The organism is Massilia sp. W12, from assembly GCF_037300705.1.
Classification (GTDB): Bacteria; Pseudomonadota; Gammaproteobacteria; order Burkholderiales; family Burkholderiaceae_D; genus JACPVY01.
Genome location: NZ_CP147776.1, coordinates 2,417,018 through 2,431,244, shown reverse-complemented (window position 1 = coordinate 2,431,244; position 14,227 = coordinate 2,417,018). Strand labels below are relative to the sequence as shown.

The following is a 14,227-nucleotide window of genomic DNA, read 5'->3' as shown; positions in this document are numbered from 1 at the left end:
CCCTGCCCGCCTAATCTGTTGACCACTGCCGCATCATGCTGCCGGCCGACGCCGCCAGCGCTTTGCGCTGCTGCGTATGCCTCAGCCTTGCAATAAAGCGCGCGCCGCCGCGCTGACCTGGTCGCGCAACCATTTATGTTCCGGCGCATGATGCACCCGCTCATGCCAGAGCTGGAAAAATTGCATCGGCGGGAATTGTATCGGCGCCTGAAACACCTTGAGCGGCAGAATTTTTTCATAATGCCGCACAAACTGGCTGCCAGTGGTCAACACCAGGTCAGTTTGCGTCAACATATACGGAATCAAGCCGAAATATGCGGATTCCACCATCACATTGCGGCTCATTTCCATGCTTTCCAGGCAGGATTCAATCACCCCCTGATAGCCTGGCAGCATTTGCGTTGGCGCCACATGCGGCAGGCGCAGATAATCTTCCACCGTCATCTGATCGGCTGCGGTGCGGCGCGCATACGGCGCATCGGCGCGCATCACGCACACCACCGGATCTTCAAACAGCTTGGAAACATGCAAATGCTGTGGCAACTCTTCCCAATTCGCAATCACCAGATCCAGATTGCCGTCGGACAAAAGGCGGACATAATCGACTTCCGGCCCCAGGCTGTGGATTTCCAGGCGGCTTTTCGGCGATTCGCGCCGCATCGCCGCCACCACATTCGGCAAAAACTGGCAATCCAGATAATCCGGCGCGGCGATGCGGAAAATCCGTGCCTCTTCATTGGGAATAAAGGGATTTTTGCGCTCGAATAAGCGCTCCGTCTCTTCCAGGATGCGCTTGGCCGGCTCCAGCAGGCTTTGTCCGTGCTGGGTGGGCACCATGCCGCGCGCGCCGCGCACCAGAATCGGGTCACCCGTCAATTCCCGCAGCTTGCGCAAGGAAGCTGAGATCGATGGTTGCGGCTGATTCAGCTTCAAGGCCACGCGCGAGACATTTTTTTCGCATAGCAGCAAATACAGTATGCGTATCAAGTGAATATCAAGATGATCGGGCAAAGTGGACATGTTTTCATGGTATGAGCCTGTGACTATGACAAATATACTTGAATTTTGATGAGAAACAGCGGCTTTGTGCAGTTTCAAGAGTGTAAGTTTGCGTAAGCGCAGCGCCTGCCAAGGTGAAGGATGTTGCATTGCAAAAGCATACAAATGCGCACAACACGCACAAAGCCTGCGCCGCATGTCAATATGTGCGGGTCTGATCGCAGTCCCGCTGCTCGCACTGAGTTCCCGCCACCTTTGGCACACAAGCTGACGAAAAAAAGCACGCTATGGATATCAGTCTTACCCCTTATTTTCTGGATTGGGCGAATTTGCTCTTGCGCTGGCTGCATTTGATCACCGGCATCGCCTGGATCGGCGCCTCGTTTTATTTTGTCTGGCTGGATAACTCTCTGCGCCCGCCGGCGCCAGGCTCGGATCTGGCGGCCAAGGGCGTCTCCGGGCATTTATGGGCGGTGCACGGCGGCGGTTTTTACAATCCGCAAAAATATCTGGTTTCCCCGCCCGAATTGCCGCAAGAATTGCACTGGTTTAAATGGGAAGCCTACGCCACCTGGCTCTCCGGCATGGCCTTAATGTGCGTGGCCTATTACGCCCACGCTGACACGATGCTGTTAGATAAAGCAGTGGCCGATCTCAGTCCCCTGCAGGGAATCGGGATTGGCCTGGGCGCACTGGTCTTGGCCTGGGCGGTGTATGACGGGTTGTGCCGCACCAGACTGGTGGAGAAGCAAGCCCTGTTCGGCGTCACCGTCTGGCTGCTGTTGATCGCCGCCGGTTGGGGCCTGGCGCAATTTTTGTCAGCGCGCGCCGCTTTCTTGCACGTCGGCGCGATGATCGGCACCATCATGGCAGGCAATGTTTTGATGGTGATTATTCCGGGGCAAAAAAAGCTGGTGGCGGCGCTCTCGGCGCGGCAAAGTCCGGACCCGATTTACGGCATACGCGGCAAACAGCGCAGCGTGCACAATAACTACTTCACCCTGCCGCTGCTCTTGATCATGATCTCCAATCACTATCCGCTCTTGTGGCAGGGGCGCAATAACTGGATCGCGCTTGCCCTGGTGATGGCCGCCGGGGTCTTGATCCGGCATTTTTTCAATTTGCGCCACAAGGGGCAAACTGTGTGGGCCTGGCCCTTGGCCGGGCTGGTCTTGCTGGGCCTGCTGGCCTGGCTGGCGGCCCCGGCCAAACCCCAGGCCGGCGCGCAGCAGGTCAGCTTTGCCCAGGTGCAAACGATTTTGCAAGCGCGCTGCGTCTCCTGCCATGCAGACAAACCCAGCCAGCCCGGTTTTGCCCAGGCCCCCGCCGGCATCAGTTTAGAATCCCCGCAAGCGATTGCGCAACATGCCGCACGCATCGCCAGCCAGGTGCAAACACGCGCCATGCCGCTGGCGAATTTGACGCAAATGACAGAACAGGAACGCGCCCTGGTGCAAAGCTGGTTTGCGCAAGGCGCCACCGTAACAGCAAAACCATGAGGACAGCATGAGCAAAGCAACATTATTGATTGACGGCTTCAGCCTGAGCATGGACGAAGTGTGCGCAGTGGCGCGCGATCCTGAATTGCGGGTCGAGCTGTGCGCCGGTGCACGCGCCAATTTGCAGCAAAGCCGCGCCTTCATCGAAGACAATTGGATGCATGATGAAGCGCCCATGATGTACAGCTTTAACACCGGGGTCGGCTTATTGAAAGACACGCGGATTCCAGTGGCGCAAATCGAAGAATTTCAACGCCGCTTGATCCACGCCCACGCCGCTGGACTGGGCGAGCCGTTTTCCGATGAGGTTTGCCGCGCCACCATGCTCTTGCGCGCGAACGCCTTCGCCAGCAATTATTCCGCGCCGCGCGTCGAAGTGTTACAACGTCTGCTGGACTTTTTAAACGCCGGCATTCATCCGCTGATGCCGCAAAAAGGCTCAGTCGGCGCGTCTGGCGACTTGGCCCCGCTGTCCTATCTGGCCGGGGCTTTGTGCGGCTATGCGCAAGTGCAAGTGCGCTATCAGGGCCAGATCATGCCGGCCCCGCAAGCAATCGCCGCCGCCGGCTTAAGTCCGGTGGAATTTGAACTGAAGGCGAAAGACGCTTCGGCCTTGATCAATGGCTGCACCGTTTCACTGGCGCAAGCCGTGCTCACCGCACACGATGCGCGCAACCTCTTGCATGACGCCTGCATCAGCCTGAGTTTAAGTCTGGAAGCGATGCGCGCCGAACTCTCGGCCTTTGATGCGCGCATCCACGCAGCCCGCCCGCACGCCGGTCAAGTGCGCTGCGCCGCCATCGTGCGCCGCCTGCTGGACGGCAGCACCCGCTGCAGCCACGCTGCGCGCGCGGTGCAGTTGCCGGAAGAATTGCGCCGCAGCGACCTGCCGTATACGCCGCGCATCCAGGATGTGTATTCGCTGCGCTGTGCGCCGCAAGTGTATGGGCCGATATTTGACGCGCTGGCGTATATCGAACAAATTTTGCAAACAGAATGCAATTCAGCGACAGATAATCCCTTGATTTTCAATAAAGACGGCGGCGGTTTTGAAATCATTTCCGGCGGCAATTTCCACGGCCAATATCTGGCGCAAGCCATGGATTTATTAGCCATCAGCCTGGCGGATCTGGGCAGCATCTGTGAGCGCCGCATTGCGCGCTTGATCGACCCGACCCTGTCCTGGGGCTTGCCGCGCAATTTAATGAGTGGCCAGCGCGGCGTGAATACCGGCTATCCCGTCGTGGCCTGCTCCATGAGCAGTCTGGTGATGGAAAACCGCACCCTGGCCACCCCTGGCAGCGTGGACAGCGTGCCGGCCAAGGGCAATAGCGAAGACCATGTGTCAAACTCAACCTGGTGCGCGCGCAAAGCGCAATTGATTTTGCAAAACGTGCAAACCATCGTCGGCGTGGAAATGCTGTTTGCCGCACAAGGCTTGAGCATGACAGAACAGCATCTGGCGGATTTTGTGCTGGGGGCCGGTTCACAAGCGGCATATCAGCAAATCCGCAGCGAAATCGCGCCCTGCCTGGATGGCGACCGCTGGTTTCATGAGGATATTGCGATTGCCACAGCATTTGTGCAGAGCGGCAGTGTGCGCAAAGCGGTGGATGCGGCGCTGGGGGAGTGGCGGTAAATTGCCGTGCTATTGCGTACGCGCAAGCTGCCATGGCGCCCGCTTGTCTTCTGCTTGAGTGGACAAGACCAAGGCATGTGGATCAAGAGCTTTCAGGCGTCGTCTTAATTGATCTTGTAATTTATCCGGCTCAATAGCAATCGGATGCAAGCGGCTTGCTTTTTCCACTTCAACACCGTTTTCGCCCACAATGATGTTGATGCCCGCGCCAAATTGCCATTGTTCGTTTGGGAGACAGGTGAAATTTTTGAAATTTGCCCACTGGAGCATGTTTTTCCCTCATGTTTTGCGCCGGTTGTGACTTGATGCGCCGCCGTCCTGGCAGTCATGCAGCCGCGACATCATAGCGCAATTGCCTCACTGCCGGCGTGACCTCAGCCTGCGCGCATGCATGACCAGGTTCACATGCCGGAAATCTGCCTGCAAGTCTGCGTTTTGCTATGTGAGAATGAGTTGATCACACAATTCACCTGCCTCATCCCTTCTTTCTTCCAGCAGCCCACAGTGCTGCAGATAATTGGCCTGCAGCTGACAGCGTGTCAGTTGCTCCATCACTGCCACTTAACCAGGAGAAAGTAGATGTTTTTATCACACCCTATCAGCGCTGCTTTGCCGCGCTTGCTGAGCGCCTGTTTGCTTGCTCTGCTGATGTCAGCGCAAACCGGCTATGCGCAAACCGCTGCGCAAGCACCGGACGGCAGCAATAGCGATGCGGCGCGCGCATATTTTGCCCAGTCAGAGCAAAGCAAGCAGATCGGCGAAGCCTATTTCAATGCCTATATGAAAATGGATTGGGATAAATTGGGCACGCTGCTGGGCGAAACCGCCAATTTTTCCGATCCCACCGCACGACTGGTGTTTGGCCGGGTTGACGTCACAGGCAAGGAGGCGATTTTGCGTTATTTCCGCACAAGTTACGCCGGCTTGACGCTTAAATTCCTGCCCACACGCAAACTGTATTCCGGCCACTTCGCCATTTTTGAAGGGATGCTGGACTGGACTTATCCGACCCCGCAAGGCGTCCAGCGCGTCATCATGCCTTTTGTGAATGTGCTGCAGATTGAAAATGGCCTGGTTGTGAAACACCTGGATCTGGCGGATTATCACCCCTACTACGGGGTGGATGGCTGAATCTGAGGACTGTGGAGGCATACTTGTTAGCGCAGTGAGTATCTATTCAGCCACTGCGCTAACAAGTCAGTTTATATACCAAGCGGGTTGCAGCCTCATTGTGCCGAGCTTGTCGAACCACGGTTTTACCGTTCGTGGTGAGCTTGTCGAACCATGACCAACCATGCCCTTCGACAGGCTCAGGGCGAACGGAATCTGCTTCGCCCATCCTTATGAAGGCTGAACAGTTACCGCAGTGGCTGAATAGATACGAATTTTTTAAACGTGAAATTTGGTGCAGCAGAATATCGCTAATCTCGTTGGGATATAAAGTCATGTATTGTTTGTGGTGACATGACACTCAGATCTGATTCTTTGTCTGATTTACAGGGATGAGGCCAATGAAATACTATTCTTGCTCACTCTACTCAATGTCTTTATCTAAACAATTTCCCATAAACAACACGAATGGGCAGCAATAGAATCATGAAATTTCCATACGGAATTGTGTTGCAGTTTGTTTCTGCCTGGTTTGTGTGAAAATCAGTTCTGATAGACTGGCACTTTAATTAATGAGGGACGAAGAATGCCAATTGCATGCAGCTTTTCTGATCTATGGAAAAACTACCCGAGTGATGAAGATTACCCCTTTGAAACTCTCTACAAAGAGCTTGGATGGGATGACTTGATCCATAAGCCTGAGTGGCGGAACACATGCGCCGTGCGGGTTCATATCAGCTTGTTGCGCTCAGGTGTGCACGTTCCTGGGCGCGTAAAAGTCAAAAAAGACGGTTTAGGCATTAAAAATTTACTCATTGAGCCTGGTCAAAAAGCATTGTCTTTAAAGCTGAAATCAGAAAAATTTTTAGGCGAGCCTGTAAAAATAAACGCCAAAAATAAAGATGGCATTTTAAAAGACAAAAAAGGTATCATTTCTTTTTTCAAGATTCCTGGATACATGGTTGATGGGCAGCCAGGTGGGCATATAGATCTCATCAAATATGGGGAGTTCTTGTATTTTTGGAGTGTTTTAGAATGCCGTTTGGATTGCTATTGGGATGCCGAGGAAATCTGGTTTTGGCCAATGAGATAATATGAAACTTCTTTGCACGACATTTTTCTGCGCTTTACTGTTAAGTATTGACAGCATGGCCGCCAACGCCAATATTCAAGTGGCCACGCGCGATGAACCGGCATATGGGCAAACGCAGTATGCCGCACGGAATGGTGATTGCTCCCTGATTTGGATTGTGCGCACATCGCAAGGGCCTGCTTTTTCTGTGCGCGAGATGCGCGCATGCAAGTCGGAGGCGGCGACATCCGAAAATTTGCAACTCATGCGCAGAGAATTATTGACCGTCATGCAGACTGGAACAGTTCAAGCGCTGGCGCAAGCATCCGAAATCACAGAATCAAAGGCGCACAAGCAGGAAAAACTGCCGCCGCGCCTGTTGTCGGATATGCGTGTGTTGTCAGTGGGACGCCTTGAAGAGATGCCGGATTTTCGACAATCCTGGCAACAAGCGCTGTCCGCAGATCAAGAATGGCAGCGCCGTATCTCAACGCCAAAAGCGCAAGCAAACCTGGCGCTGGAGAAATTGTTGCTTGAAATCGCCAACCGTGAAAACGTTTTTTCCGAATTGGGAAAAATCTTTGAAGAACAGGGTTATCGCCTGAAACTGCGCAATATCGAAAAATTGCGCTTGCATCCGGATGGCGCACTGCTCGATTGCCAATTGTTTTTTTCGCTTGCCAAAATCAATGCGGCCATGAATTAATGCCTTGTTAATCCAAGGCGCGGCCCCGGGCGGATTCCCCTGCCCGGGAGACTTCAGTCACTTCCCCATCAAACGCCGCAAACTGCGCAAACGCAAAGCATTCTGCTCTTCCACACTCTGCCCGCGCAGCGCGTGGCGCATGGCGAAGCCGGCGCGGCTTTGTGCGGTCCACCAATTGCGGCCATCTTTATCCATCAGCCAGACATTGCTGTAAGCCTGTTGCGGCAGCGGGCTGATGGCTTCCAGTTTTTCTGCCGGGGCTTGATGGTTTACCGCATCCGCTAAACGGGTGCGCTGATTGCGCCGCCAGCGCCGGTGCCAGCGCTGCTTATCGTCCCGTTCGCTGTCGCTATTGGTCAAGGGAAAAATCGGCGTGTGGCGATAGCTGCGGCTCATAGACAAAACCTCCCTGCTGGATTGCTGGAAAACAAAGAAAAACGGCTGGCGGACTGTGCGCAAACTTGCTGTCAGGCAATGCATTGTAGGGGCAAACGCGGCCATATGCACCTTGCAATGCAGCACGCGGATGTGCCGGCGAGCGCACAGAGGCAGGCAAAATTTTTGCTTTTATCGTAGAATGCTATGCATTAGCGAGCTGAAATATAAATCTAAAGCATAGCAAACTCAATTAAGCCAAGATAAGGACGCCATGAAAACCAGCAAATCGCAACAGGAAAAGACCCGGCAAAAGATTTTACGCGCCGCGATTGATTGCTTCACCGCCGATGGCTATGAGGGCGCAACCATGAAAGATGTGGCGCGTGCGGCTGGCGTGGGCGACGCCACCTTGTACAAATATTTTCCCAGCAAAGAGCAATTATTGCTCGGCTATTTTGAAGATGTGAGCCAGATCGCGCTCAAGGAAACGCTGGAAACCCCGGATTTTGACAGCTTCAGCTTGCAAGAGCGCCTGCAACGCCTGCTGGATGCGATTTTCTGGCAGCTGGAGCAGGAAAAACCCTTCATCGAAGTCTGCCGCCGCGTCTTCGCCGCTTCCCCCTTGCTCTTGATGCGCGACCAGATTCCGGGACAGGCGCACATAAAGCAGACGGTGATTGCATTTTTGCAGCAAGCTCAGGATGCGGGTGAAATTGCAGAGTGCGCCTTCAAACCCCTGATTGGCACGCTGTTTATGGATTACCTCTTGCTGCTGGTGGTGTATTGGCTCAATGACAAATCGGATGAATATGCCGACACCACCCAGCTGACCGAATTGACGCTGGAAATTCTGGTCTTGCTGCTGGCCAGCGGTTTGATTAATAAAGTGACAGAACTTGGCAGCTTCATCTTGCGTAATCAATTAGCGCGTGTGCTGCGCTCAGGTTCAGGCCTGTTTGATGTGTTAAAGCTGGCCAAGCGCAGCCTGGGAGGCTGAGATGGCGAAAAAGTCTGAAACTGCGCCACCTACCGCCCGGCTGCAGCGCAGCGCCATCGGCGCGCTCGCCATCACCCGCGCAGGTATGCGGCAATTGGGACATAAAGCGCGCCAGATCACGCGCAGTGAAGAGCATAAAGAACAGGCGCAGCAGGAACATGAAGCTGAATTGGGACGGATCTTATTCAGCGCCTTGAACCAGCTCAAAGGCACTGCGCTGAAAGTGTCGCAAATGCTGTCGATGGAAGCCGGTTTGTTGCCGGAATCGATCCGCGCGCAACTGGCCAAGGCTTGTTATCAGGTCACGCCGCTCAACCGCGCCCTGGTGCACAAATTGTTTATGCGCGAATTTGGCCGTGCGCCGCAGGATTTATTTGCCGCGTTTGAGGCGCAAGCCTGCGCCGCCGCCAGCCTGGGACAGGTGCACCGCGCGCGCCTGCACGATGGGCGCGAAGTCGCCTTGAAGCTGCAATATCCCGGCATCGCGGCCTCAATTGCAAGCGATATCGCGATGTTGCACGGTTTGCTGCAAACCTTTGGCCGTCATGTCAGCCTGTTGCCGCAGCCGGAGGTGATGAATCAGGTCATGCGTGAAATCGAACTCAAATTGAATGAGGAAATCGACTACCAGCATGAAGCCGCGCAGCTGGAATGGTTTGCCGCCCATGTGCGCCTGCCCGGAATTGTGCTGCCGCGCCTGGTGCCGCAATTTTCCAGCCGCACGGTGTTGTGCATGGAATATTTGCAGGGACAGCATCTGCAGGAATGGCTGGATGGCGATCCGCCGCAAAGCGCGCGCGATGCCGTGGGGCAATTGCTGTTTGACTGGTTTTTGTATTCCACCTTTGAATTGGGACGGGTGCACGCTGATCCGCATCCGGGCAATTTCCTGATCTTGCCGGATGGGCGCTTGGGCGTGCTGGATTTTGGCTGCACGCGCAGTTTGCAGCCGGACTTTTTATTGCGCCTGCGCCATACCTGGAAACTGTTTTTACGCCTGCAGGCGTGCAGCGATGCGGCGCAACAGCGCAGCTGGGCGGAACAATTGTATGCCGCCTATTGCAGCCTGGGGCTGGTGCAAAGCCGGCTGGATTGCGCCAGCTATTGCGAAAAAATCCAGCCGCTGTTAGCCCCGATTCAAGCCTGGCAGGCGCAAGCCTTTATTCATGCCGATGCGGATGGTTTTTTTGATTTTTCGCAAAAAGCGCCCTACCCCGCAACCAATCGCGAAGCCGCCGAAGTGATGATGGCGTATTTGTCAGAATTTGATAATGATCTGATGTATTTTGACCGCAATTATCTGGGCTTGATGCATTTGCTCACCCGCCTCGGGGCGCGCGTGAAAACGCGCAATCGCTGGCTGTGCACTGAGGAGCCTGCAGCCTGAATTGGCGAGGCCATTGCGGCGGCGCTTTAGCAGCTCAATTTTCCTGCTATCATGCAACTATCTTGATCTTTCCCATATGCAAGCAATGCCAAACCAGTATGCACACAGCAATCAAGCCGCCGCGCTGCCGCTCTGGCGCGTCTTGCTATTGTGCTGCTTGATGCTGGCCTTGCCCTTGCAAGCCTTGGCCGCGCTCAGCATGCCGTTTTGCCATGGCATGCAAAGCGGCATGGCGCAAGTAAGCCAGGATGCAGCGCATTGCGCCGGTATGTCGGCGCTTGCCCAGGCTGATGACGCCGAGCCGGCGCCAGCCAAGCCATTTGGCAAGTCAGGCGCCTGTGAAAATTGCAGTGTTTGCCTGCCCGCTGTTTTACCCTTATCGCACAGCGCCCTGCCGCTGCCGCCCGCGCACAATGCGCCCCTGGATTGCTGTGACGCCTACAGCGATTTCGCCCCCGAACAAATCTCCCCTCCCCCCAGAGCCTGAGCGCCGCAAACCGGCCCCGCATCTCGCTTGAGCCGGCATGGATATCGCTTGCCCCGGCAACGAATCTCTGTTGATCCGGCCACGAATAAAGGCTGGCTGAAGCGAAGCGCATACCCGGCGTCCTACACCGCTTGAACGACAAAGGCGCCAGAGCCAAGCACAACCGTCACTCGCGCCATCAACGCGAATGAATTTGCACCGTTTTAATATAGAGGTGACACCATGCACACACTATCTCACAGCAGACAGCTCACCCTGTTTGCGATTATCAGCCTGCTTGCCTTGCTGCCGCATACGGTCAGCGCGCAAAGCGCCAGCCCTGCCAAGCCATCCTTCACCCTGCATTGGCACAGTGCGATCCAGACCTACCAGGCATTTGCCGAAGCGGCGCCGCAAAATTGGCGCGCCGCAAACCTGGCTTTGATGCCATCTGAAAACAGCGGCGCAATGGGGCATCAGCACCATCAGCATCATCATCAGCACCATCAAGCGCAAGCCGCGCAGCATGCGCCCGAACACAATAAGGACGATAAAAAACCGGCCCCCGCGCCCCATGCCGGCCACCAGCATCAGCACCATCACGGGAGCCAGCCATGAGGCGCCCGCGTCTCTTATCCGCCGGCCTGCTGGCCATCGCCGCCTTAAGCGGTTGCGCCAGCGCGCCCAATCCGCAGCAAGCATTGCAAGGCATGAATGTGGCCGAATTCAAGCAAATTCCCGCCGCCATGCATGCCCCGGATTCCGCCGACATCAAGCAAATCCTGTCCCAGCCTGTGAGCCAGGAACAGGCGGTGCGCTTAGCCCTGCTGGGCGATCCGGCCTTGCACGCCATGTTGGCCCAGGCCACAGCGGCGCAAGCGCAGTATGCGCAAGCCGGCTTGCCTTTTTCCCCCGGCCTGGGTTTTGAACGCATGCGCAGCGCCGACGGTCTGGAAATCGGCCGCAGCATCAGCCTAAGTCTGTTTGAATTGCTGCAATGGCCGGCGCGCCGGCAAGCGCAGGCGCAGCGGCAATACCGCAATCAATTGCAATTGGCGGCGCAAATCGCCAGCCGCATCGGCGAGATCCGGCAAAGCTGGGTGCAGGCGGTAGCGGCGGAACAGCAAAGCCGCTATGCGCAAGACGTGCTCGAATTCGCCCAGGCCGGGGCGGAATTGGCGCGCCGCATGCAAGCCGCCGGCAATTTTTCTGAATTGCAGCGCGCGCGCGAACATTTGTTTTACGCCGAAGCCGCGCAACAGGCGCAGCAAGCGCAATGGCAGGCAGAACACAGCCGCGCCCAACTGCTGCGCCTGCTTGGCTTGACGCCGGCGCAGGCGGCCAGCTTGAAACTGCCGGAGCGCCTGCCCGACTTACCCAAGACGCCGCGCAGCGCCGACGAAGTGGCGCAAGCCGCCAGCGGCCTGCACCTGGGCTTGCTGATCGCCAAAGCTGAGTTGCAAGCCGCAACATCCAGCAACAGCGCGCTGGCCGGACTGGAATTGGAAGGCAGTCTGCTGCGCAACAGCCAGGAAGATGGCGGCAAGAAAAAAGGCTTTGAATTACATCTGCGCCTGCCGCTGTTTGACGCCGGCGCTTTAGCGCGCCAGGAACTGAGCGCACAGGCGCGCGCCGCATTGCTGCAGATGGAAGCGCAGCAGCGCGGCGCGCAACACCAGTTGCAGCAAGCTTATGCCGCCTATCGCAGCGCCTGGCAATTGGCTCATTTACAGCAGAGCGAAATCCTGCCGCTGCAGCAGCGCATCTTGCAGCAAGAGCAATTGCGCTACAACGGCATGTTGACCGGGGTGTTTGATTTGATGGCGCAAGCGCGCGAACAGGCCGGCGCGGTGCGCGAAGCCTTAAAGGCGCAACAACAATTTTGGCAACAGGACGCACATCTGCAACAAAGCCTGCTGGGCGCAGCGGATGCGGCGCAAGGCATTGCGACGGAATGAGGTGGAGCATGGACAACAATAAACGACGTGAATTTTTCAAGCTGGCCGGCAAAGCCGGGATTGCCGGCGGCGCCCTGGCCAGTGCGGCGGTGGCGCCGGCGGCGATGGCAGGCTTGCCGGAATTGGTCAGCCAGGATAAGCCGGACACCCAGCCGCCGCTGACGCCGCCCAATGGCCGTCCCTATAACCCGGTGGTGACGCTCAATGGCTGGACTTTGCCCTGGCGCATGAATCAGGGCGTGAAAGAATTTCATCTGGTGGCCGAACCGGTGTTGCGCGAACTGGGGCCTGGCATGGTGGCCCATCTGTGGGGCTATAACGGACAAAGTCCGGGGCCGACGATTGAAGTGGTGGAAGGCGATAAGGTGCGCATCTTCGTCACCAACCGCTTGCCCGAAGCCACCAGCGTGCACTGGCATGGCCAGCGCCTGCCTTGCGGCATGGACGGTGTTTCCGGTTTGACGCAAAAGTCGATCGCGCCGGGCAAAACCTTTGTCTATGAATTCACCGCGCGCCGCCCGGGCACCTTTATGTACCATCCGCACGCCGATGAAATGACGCAATTGGCAATGGGCATGATGGGCATGTGGGTCACGCATCCCAGGCAAAAACACCCCTTGATTGACGAAGTGCAGCGCGATTACTGCTTTTTGCTGAACGCCTTTGATATTGAGCCGGGCGCGAAAACGCCGAAGATCATGACCATGCTCGACTTTAATCTGTGGTGCTGGAATTCGCGCGTCTTCCCCGGCATTGCGCCGCTGGTGGCGCGTCAGCATGAGCGGGTGCGCATCCGCATCGGCAATCTGACCATGACCAATCACCCGATTCATTTGCACGGGCATGAATTCATGATCACCGGCACCGACGGCGGGCCGACGCCGAAAAGCGCGCGCTGGTATGAAATCACCGCCGATATTGCGGTAGGACAGATGCGCCAGCTTGATTTTATCGCCGATGAAGTTGGCGACTGGGCTTTGCATTGCCATAAAAGCCATCACACCATGAATGCGATGGGGCACGATGTGCCAACCGGCATCGGCGTGGCGCAGGCTGATTTGACGCAAAAAATCCAGCGCCTGTTGCCCGACTATATGGCCATGGGTGAGCGCGGCATGGGCGATATGGGCAGTATGAAAATGCCGCTGCCGGACAACACCCTGCCGATGATGATGGGCGAAGGCCCGTTTGGCTCCCTGGAAATGGGCGGCATGTTCACGGTGCTGAAGGTGCGCAAAGAGCAAAAAGCCGGCGATTACAGCGACCCCGGCTGGTACCAACACCCGCCGGGCACGGTGGCGCATGAATGGATGGGCGAGGCGCCGCCGGCGCACAAAGCGGCCCCGGCCAACACCCCCGGCGCGCTCGAATTGCGCGCCGTAAAACCGGGCAAAAAAGGCGGCGGCCATCAGCATTAAGGGCTTGTATTGTGCGGCGCGTGGCGGGTGCGAAACTGCCCGCGCCAAAAAATGAATCGGTAAAACAGGTGAGCTATGAACAAATTTCTTATCAGCGCGATTGCGCTTTGCGCCTTGAGCAATATGGCGCAAGCCGGCGGCAATCATTCCCATCAGCACCACGCCTCGCACACTCAGCATGGGGCGCATGCGCAGATGTCAAGCATAGGCGCGCCCGGCGCCGCCAAAGATGTCAAGCGCACAGTGCAGATTGTGATGGATGACAAAATGCGCTTTGCGCCGGACAAAATCGAAGTGCGCGCCGGCGAAACCTTGCGTTTGCAAGTGCGCAACGCCGGTCAATTGCGGCATGAATTTGTGCTGGGCCAGATGGCGGAATTGCAAGCCCATGCCGAGATGATGCGCCAACAGCCGGATATGCAGCACGAAGAGCCGAATATGCTGAGTCTGGCCGGCGGCGCCAGCGGCGAAATCATTTGGCGCTTTGGCAAAAGCGGCACGCTCGATTTCGCCTGCCTGATTGCGGGACATTTTGAAGCCGGAATGCGCGGGCGGGTGAAGGTGAAATAAGGCTGCGCTTGCCGCTGCCGGCGCGCGC

Annotated in this window: 15 protein-coding genes; 12 read left to right on the top strand and 3 right to left on the bottom strand. The window is 56.5% G+C overall.

Annotated elements, in window-relative coordinates; all coding sequences use genetic code 11:
* Window positions 1–81: 81 nt before the first annotated feature.
* Window positions 82–1,020 carry a LysR family transcriptional regulator gene (locus V8J88_RS09845; protein WP_338849265.1) on the bottom strand — a complete coding sequence of 313 codons (939 nt, stop codon included), beginning with the start codon at window positions 1,018–1,020 and terminating at the stop codon, window positions 82–84.
* A 266-nt stretch (window positions 1,021–1,286) separates the two neighbouring features.
* Between V8J88_RS09845 and V8J88_RS09840 the strand changes: the two genes are divergently transcribed.
* Together V8J88_RS09840 and V8J88_RS09835 are read left to right on the top strand one after the other, a co-directional pair.
* Entirely contained in the window at window positions 1,287–2,498 is a 1,212-nt protein-coding gene (locus V8J88_RS09840) for a urate hydroxylase PuuD (protein WP_338849263.1), read from the top strand.
* Between the two features lie 7 nt (window positions 2,499–2,505).
* Window positions 2,506–4,137 (top strand): aromatic amino acid ammonia-lyase, encoded by a 1,632-nt coding sequence (locus V8J88_RS09835; RefSeq protein WP_338849261.1) that lies wholly within the window; start codon window positions 2,506–2,508, stop codon window positions 4,135–4,137.
* Between the two features lie 9 nt (window positions 4,138–4,146).
* On the opposite strand, the gene V8J88_RS09830 is transcribed toward V8J88_RS09835, so the two are convergent.
* Window positions 4,147–4,407: a hypothetical protein gene (locus tag V8J88_RS09830; RefSeq protein WP_338849259.1), complete on the bottom strand. Its 261-nt coding sequence runs from the start codon at window positions 4,405–4,407 to the stop codon at window positions 4,147–4,149.
* Window positions 4,408–4,716: 309 nt separating this feature from the next.
* Between V8J88_RS09830 and V8J88_RS09825 the strand changes: the two genes are divergently transcribed.
* The 3 genes from V8J88_RS09825 to V8J88_RS09815 all read left to right on the top strand — a co-directional run bounded on the left by V8J88_RS09825 (window position 4,717) and on the right by V8J88_RS09815 (window position 7,025).
* Window positions 4,717–5,268: a nuclear transport factor 2 family protein gene (locus V8J88_RS09825; protein ID WP_338849257.1), complete on the top strand. Its 552-nt coding sequence runs from the start codon at window positions 4,717–4,719 to the stop codon at window positions 5,266–5,268.
* A gap of 565 nt (window positions 5,269–5,833) precedes the next feature.
* On the top strand, window positions 5,834–6,340 hold the full coding sequence (locus V8J88_RS09820) for a T6SS effector amidase Tae4 family protein (RefSeq protein ID WP_338849256.1): 507 nt from the start codon (window positions 5,834–5,836) through the stop codon (window positions 6,338–6,340).
* A 1-nt stretch (window position 6,341) separates the two neighbouring features.
* Window positions 6,342–7,025, top strand: coding sequence for a hypothetical protein (locus V8J88_RS09815; protein WP_338849254.1), 684 nt, complete (start codon window positions 6,342–6,344; stop codon window positions 7,023–7,025).
* A gap of 57 nt (window positions 7,026–7,082) precedes the next feature.
* Here the strand turns inward: V8J88_RS09815 and V8J88_RS09810 are convergent, their stop codons facing one another.
* The gene (locus V8J88_RS09810; RefSeq protein WP_338849253.1) at window positions 7,083–7,421 is read right to left on the bottom strand and encodes a hypothetical protein; all 339 of its coding nucleotides are present in this window, start codon (window positions 7,419–7,421) and stop codon (window positions 7,083–7,085) included.
* 253 nt (window positions 7,422–7,674) lie between these two features.
* Between V8J88_RS09810 and V8J88_RS09805 the strand changes: the two genes are divergently transcribed.
* The 7 genes from V8J88_RS09805 to V8J88_RS09775 all read left to right on the top strand — a co-directional run bounded on the left by V8J88_RS09805 (window position 7,675) and on the right by V8J88_RS09775 (window position 14,199).
* Window positions 7,675–8,400: a TetR/AcrR family transcriptional regulator gene (locus V8J88_RS09805; protein ID WP_338849252.1), complete on the top strand. Its 726-nt coding sequence runs from the start codon at window positions 7,675–7,677 to the stop codon at window positions 8,398–8,400.
* 1 nt (window position 8,401) lies between these two features.
* A complete protein-coding gene (locus V8J88_RS09800) occupies window positions 8,402–9,787 on the top strand; it encodes an AarF/ABC1/UbiB kinase family protein (RefSeq protein ID WP_338849251.1) in 1,386 nt (461 codons plus the stop codon).
* A gap of 85 nt (window positions 9,788–9,872) precedes the next feature.
* Window positions 9,873–10,274, top strand: a complete 402-nt coding sequence (locus tag V8J88_RS09795) for a hypothetical protein (RefSeq protein WP_338849250.1) — start codon at window positions 9,873–9,875, stop codon at window positions 10,272–10,274.
* A 222-nt stretch (window positions 10,275–10,496) separates the two neighbouring features.
* Window positions 10,497–10,871 (top strand): hypothetical protein, encoded by a 375-nt coding sequence (locus tag V8J88_RS09790; protein WP_338849248.1) that lies wholly within the window; start codon window positions 10,497–10,499, stop codon window positions 10,869–10,871.
* Window positions 10,868–12,211 carry a TolC family protein gene (locus V8J88_RS09785; protein ID WP_338849246.1) on the top strand — a complete coding sequence of 448 codons (1,344 nt, stop codon included), beginning with the start codon at window positions 10,868–10,870 and terminating at the stop codon, window positions 12,209–12,211. The genes V8J88_RS09790 and V8J88_RS09785 overlap by 4 nt, the downstream gene beginning before the upstream one ends.
* 8 nt (window positions 12,212–12,219) lie before the next feature.
* Window positions 12,220–13,629 (top strand): copper oxidase, encoded by a 1,410-nt coding sequence (locus V8J88_RS09780; protein ID WP_338849244.1) that lies wholly within the window; start codon window positions 12,220–12,222, stop codon window positions 13,627–13,629.
* Between the two features lie 75 nt (window positions 13,630–13,704).
* Window positions 13,705–14,199: a cupredoxin family protein gene (locus V8J88_RS09775; protein WP_338849243.1), complete on the top strand. Its 495-nt coding sequence runs from the start codon at window positions 13,705–13,707 to the stop codon at window positions 14,197–14,199.
* Window positions 14,200–14,227: the final 28 nt, after the last annotated feature.

Coding starts and splice junctions, on each gene's coding strand:
- V8J88_RS09775 (WP_338849243.1), top strand. CDS start 13,705: ATGAACAAATTTCTTATCAGCGCGATTGCGCTTTGCGCCTTGAGCAAT.
- V8J88_RS09835 (WP_338849261.1), top strand. CDS start 2,506: ATGAGCAAAGCAACATTATTGATTGACGGCTTCAGCCTGAGCATGGAC.
- V8J88_RS09785 (WP_338849246.1), top strand. CDS start 10,868: ATGAGGCGCCCGCGTCTCTTATCCGCCGGCCTGCTGGCCATCGCCGCC.
- V8J88_RS09810 (WP_338849253.1), bottom strand. CDS start 7,421: ATGAGCCGCAGCTATCGCCACACGCCGATTTTTCCCTTGACCAATAGC.
- V8J88_RS09790 (WP_338849248.1), top strand. CDS start 10,497: ATGCACACACTATCTCACAGCAGACAGCTCACCCTGTTTGCGATTATC.
- V8J88_RS09840 (WP_338849263.1), top strand. CDS start 1,287: ATGGATATCAGTCTTACCCCTTATTTTCTGGATTGGGCGAATTTGCTC.
- V8J88_RS09780 (WP_338849244.1), top strand. CDS start 12,220: ATGGACAACAATAAACGACGTGAATTTTTCAAGCTGGCCGGCAAAGCC.
- V8J88_RS09845 (WP_338849265.1), bottom strand. CDS start 1,020: ATGTCCACTTTGCCCGATCATCTTGATATTCACTTGATACGCATACTG.
- V8J88_RS09830 (WP_338849259.1), bottom strand. CDS start 4,407: ATGCTCCAGTGGGCAAATTTCAAAAATTTCACCTGTCTCCCAAACGAA.
- V8J88_RS09820 (WP_338849256.1), top strand. CDS start 5,834: ATGCCAATTGCATGCAGCTTTTCTGATCTATGGAAAAACTACCCGAGT.
- V8J88_RS09815 (WP_338849254.1), top strand. CDS start 6,342: ATGAAACTTCTTTGCACGACATTTTTCTGCGCTTTACTGTTAAGTATT.
- V8J88_RS09795 (WP_338849250.1), top strand. CDS start 9,873: ATGCCAAACCAGTATGCACACAGCAATCAAGCCGCCGCGCTGCCGCTC.
- V8J88_RS09825 (WP_338849257.1), top strand. CDS start 4,717: ATGTTTTTATCACACCCTATCAGCGCTGCTTTGCCGCGCTTGCTGAGC.
- V8J88_RS09805 (WP_338849252.1), top strand. CDS start 7,675: ATGAAAACCAGCAAATCGCAACAGGAAAAGACCCGGCAAAAGATTTTA.
- V8J88_RS09800 (WP_338849251.1), top strand. CDS start 8,402: ATGGCGAAAAAGTCTGAAACTGCGCCACCTACCGCCCGGCTGCAGCGC.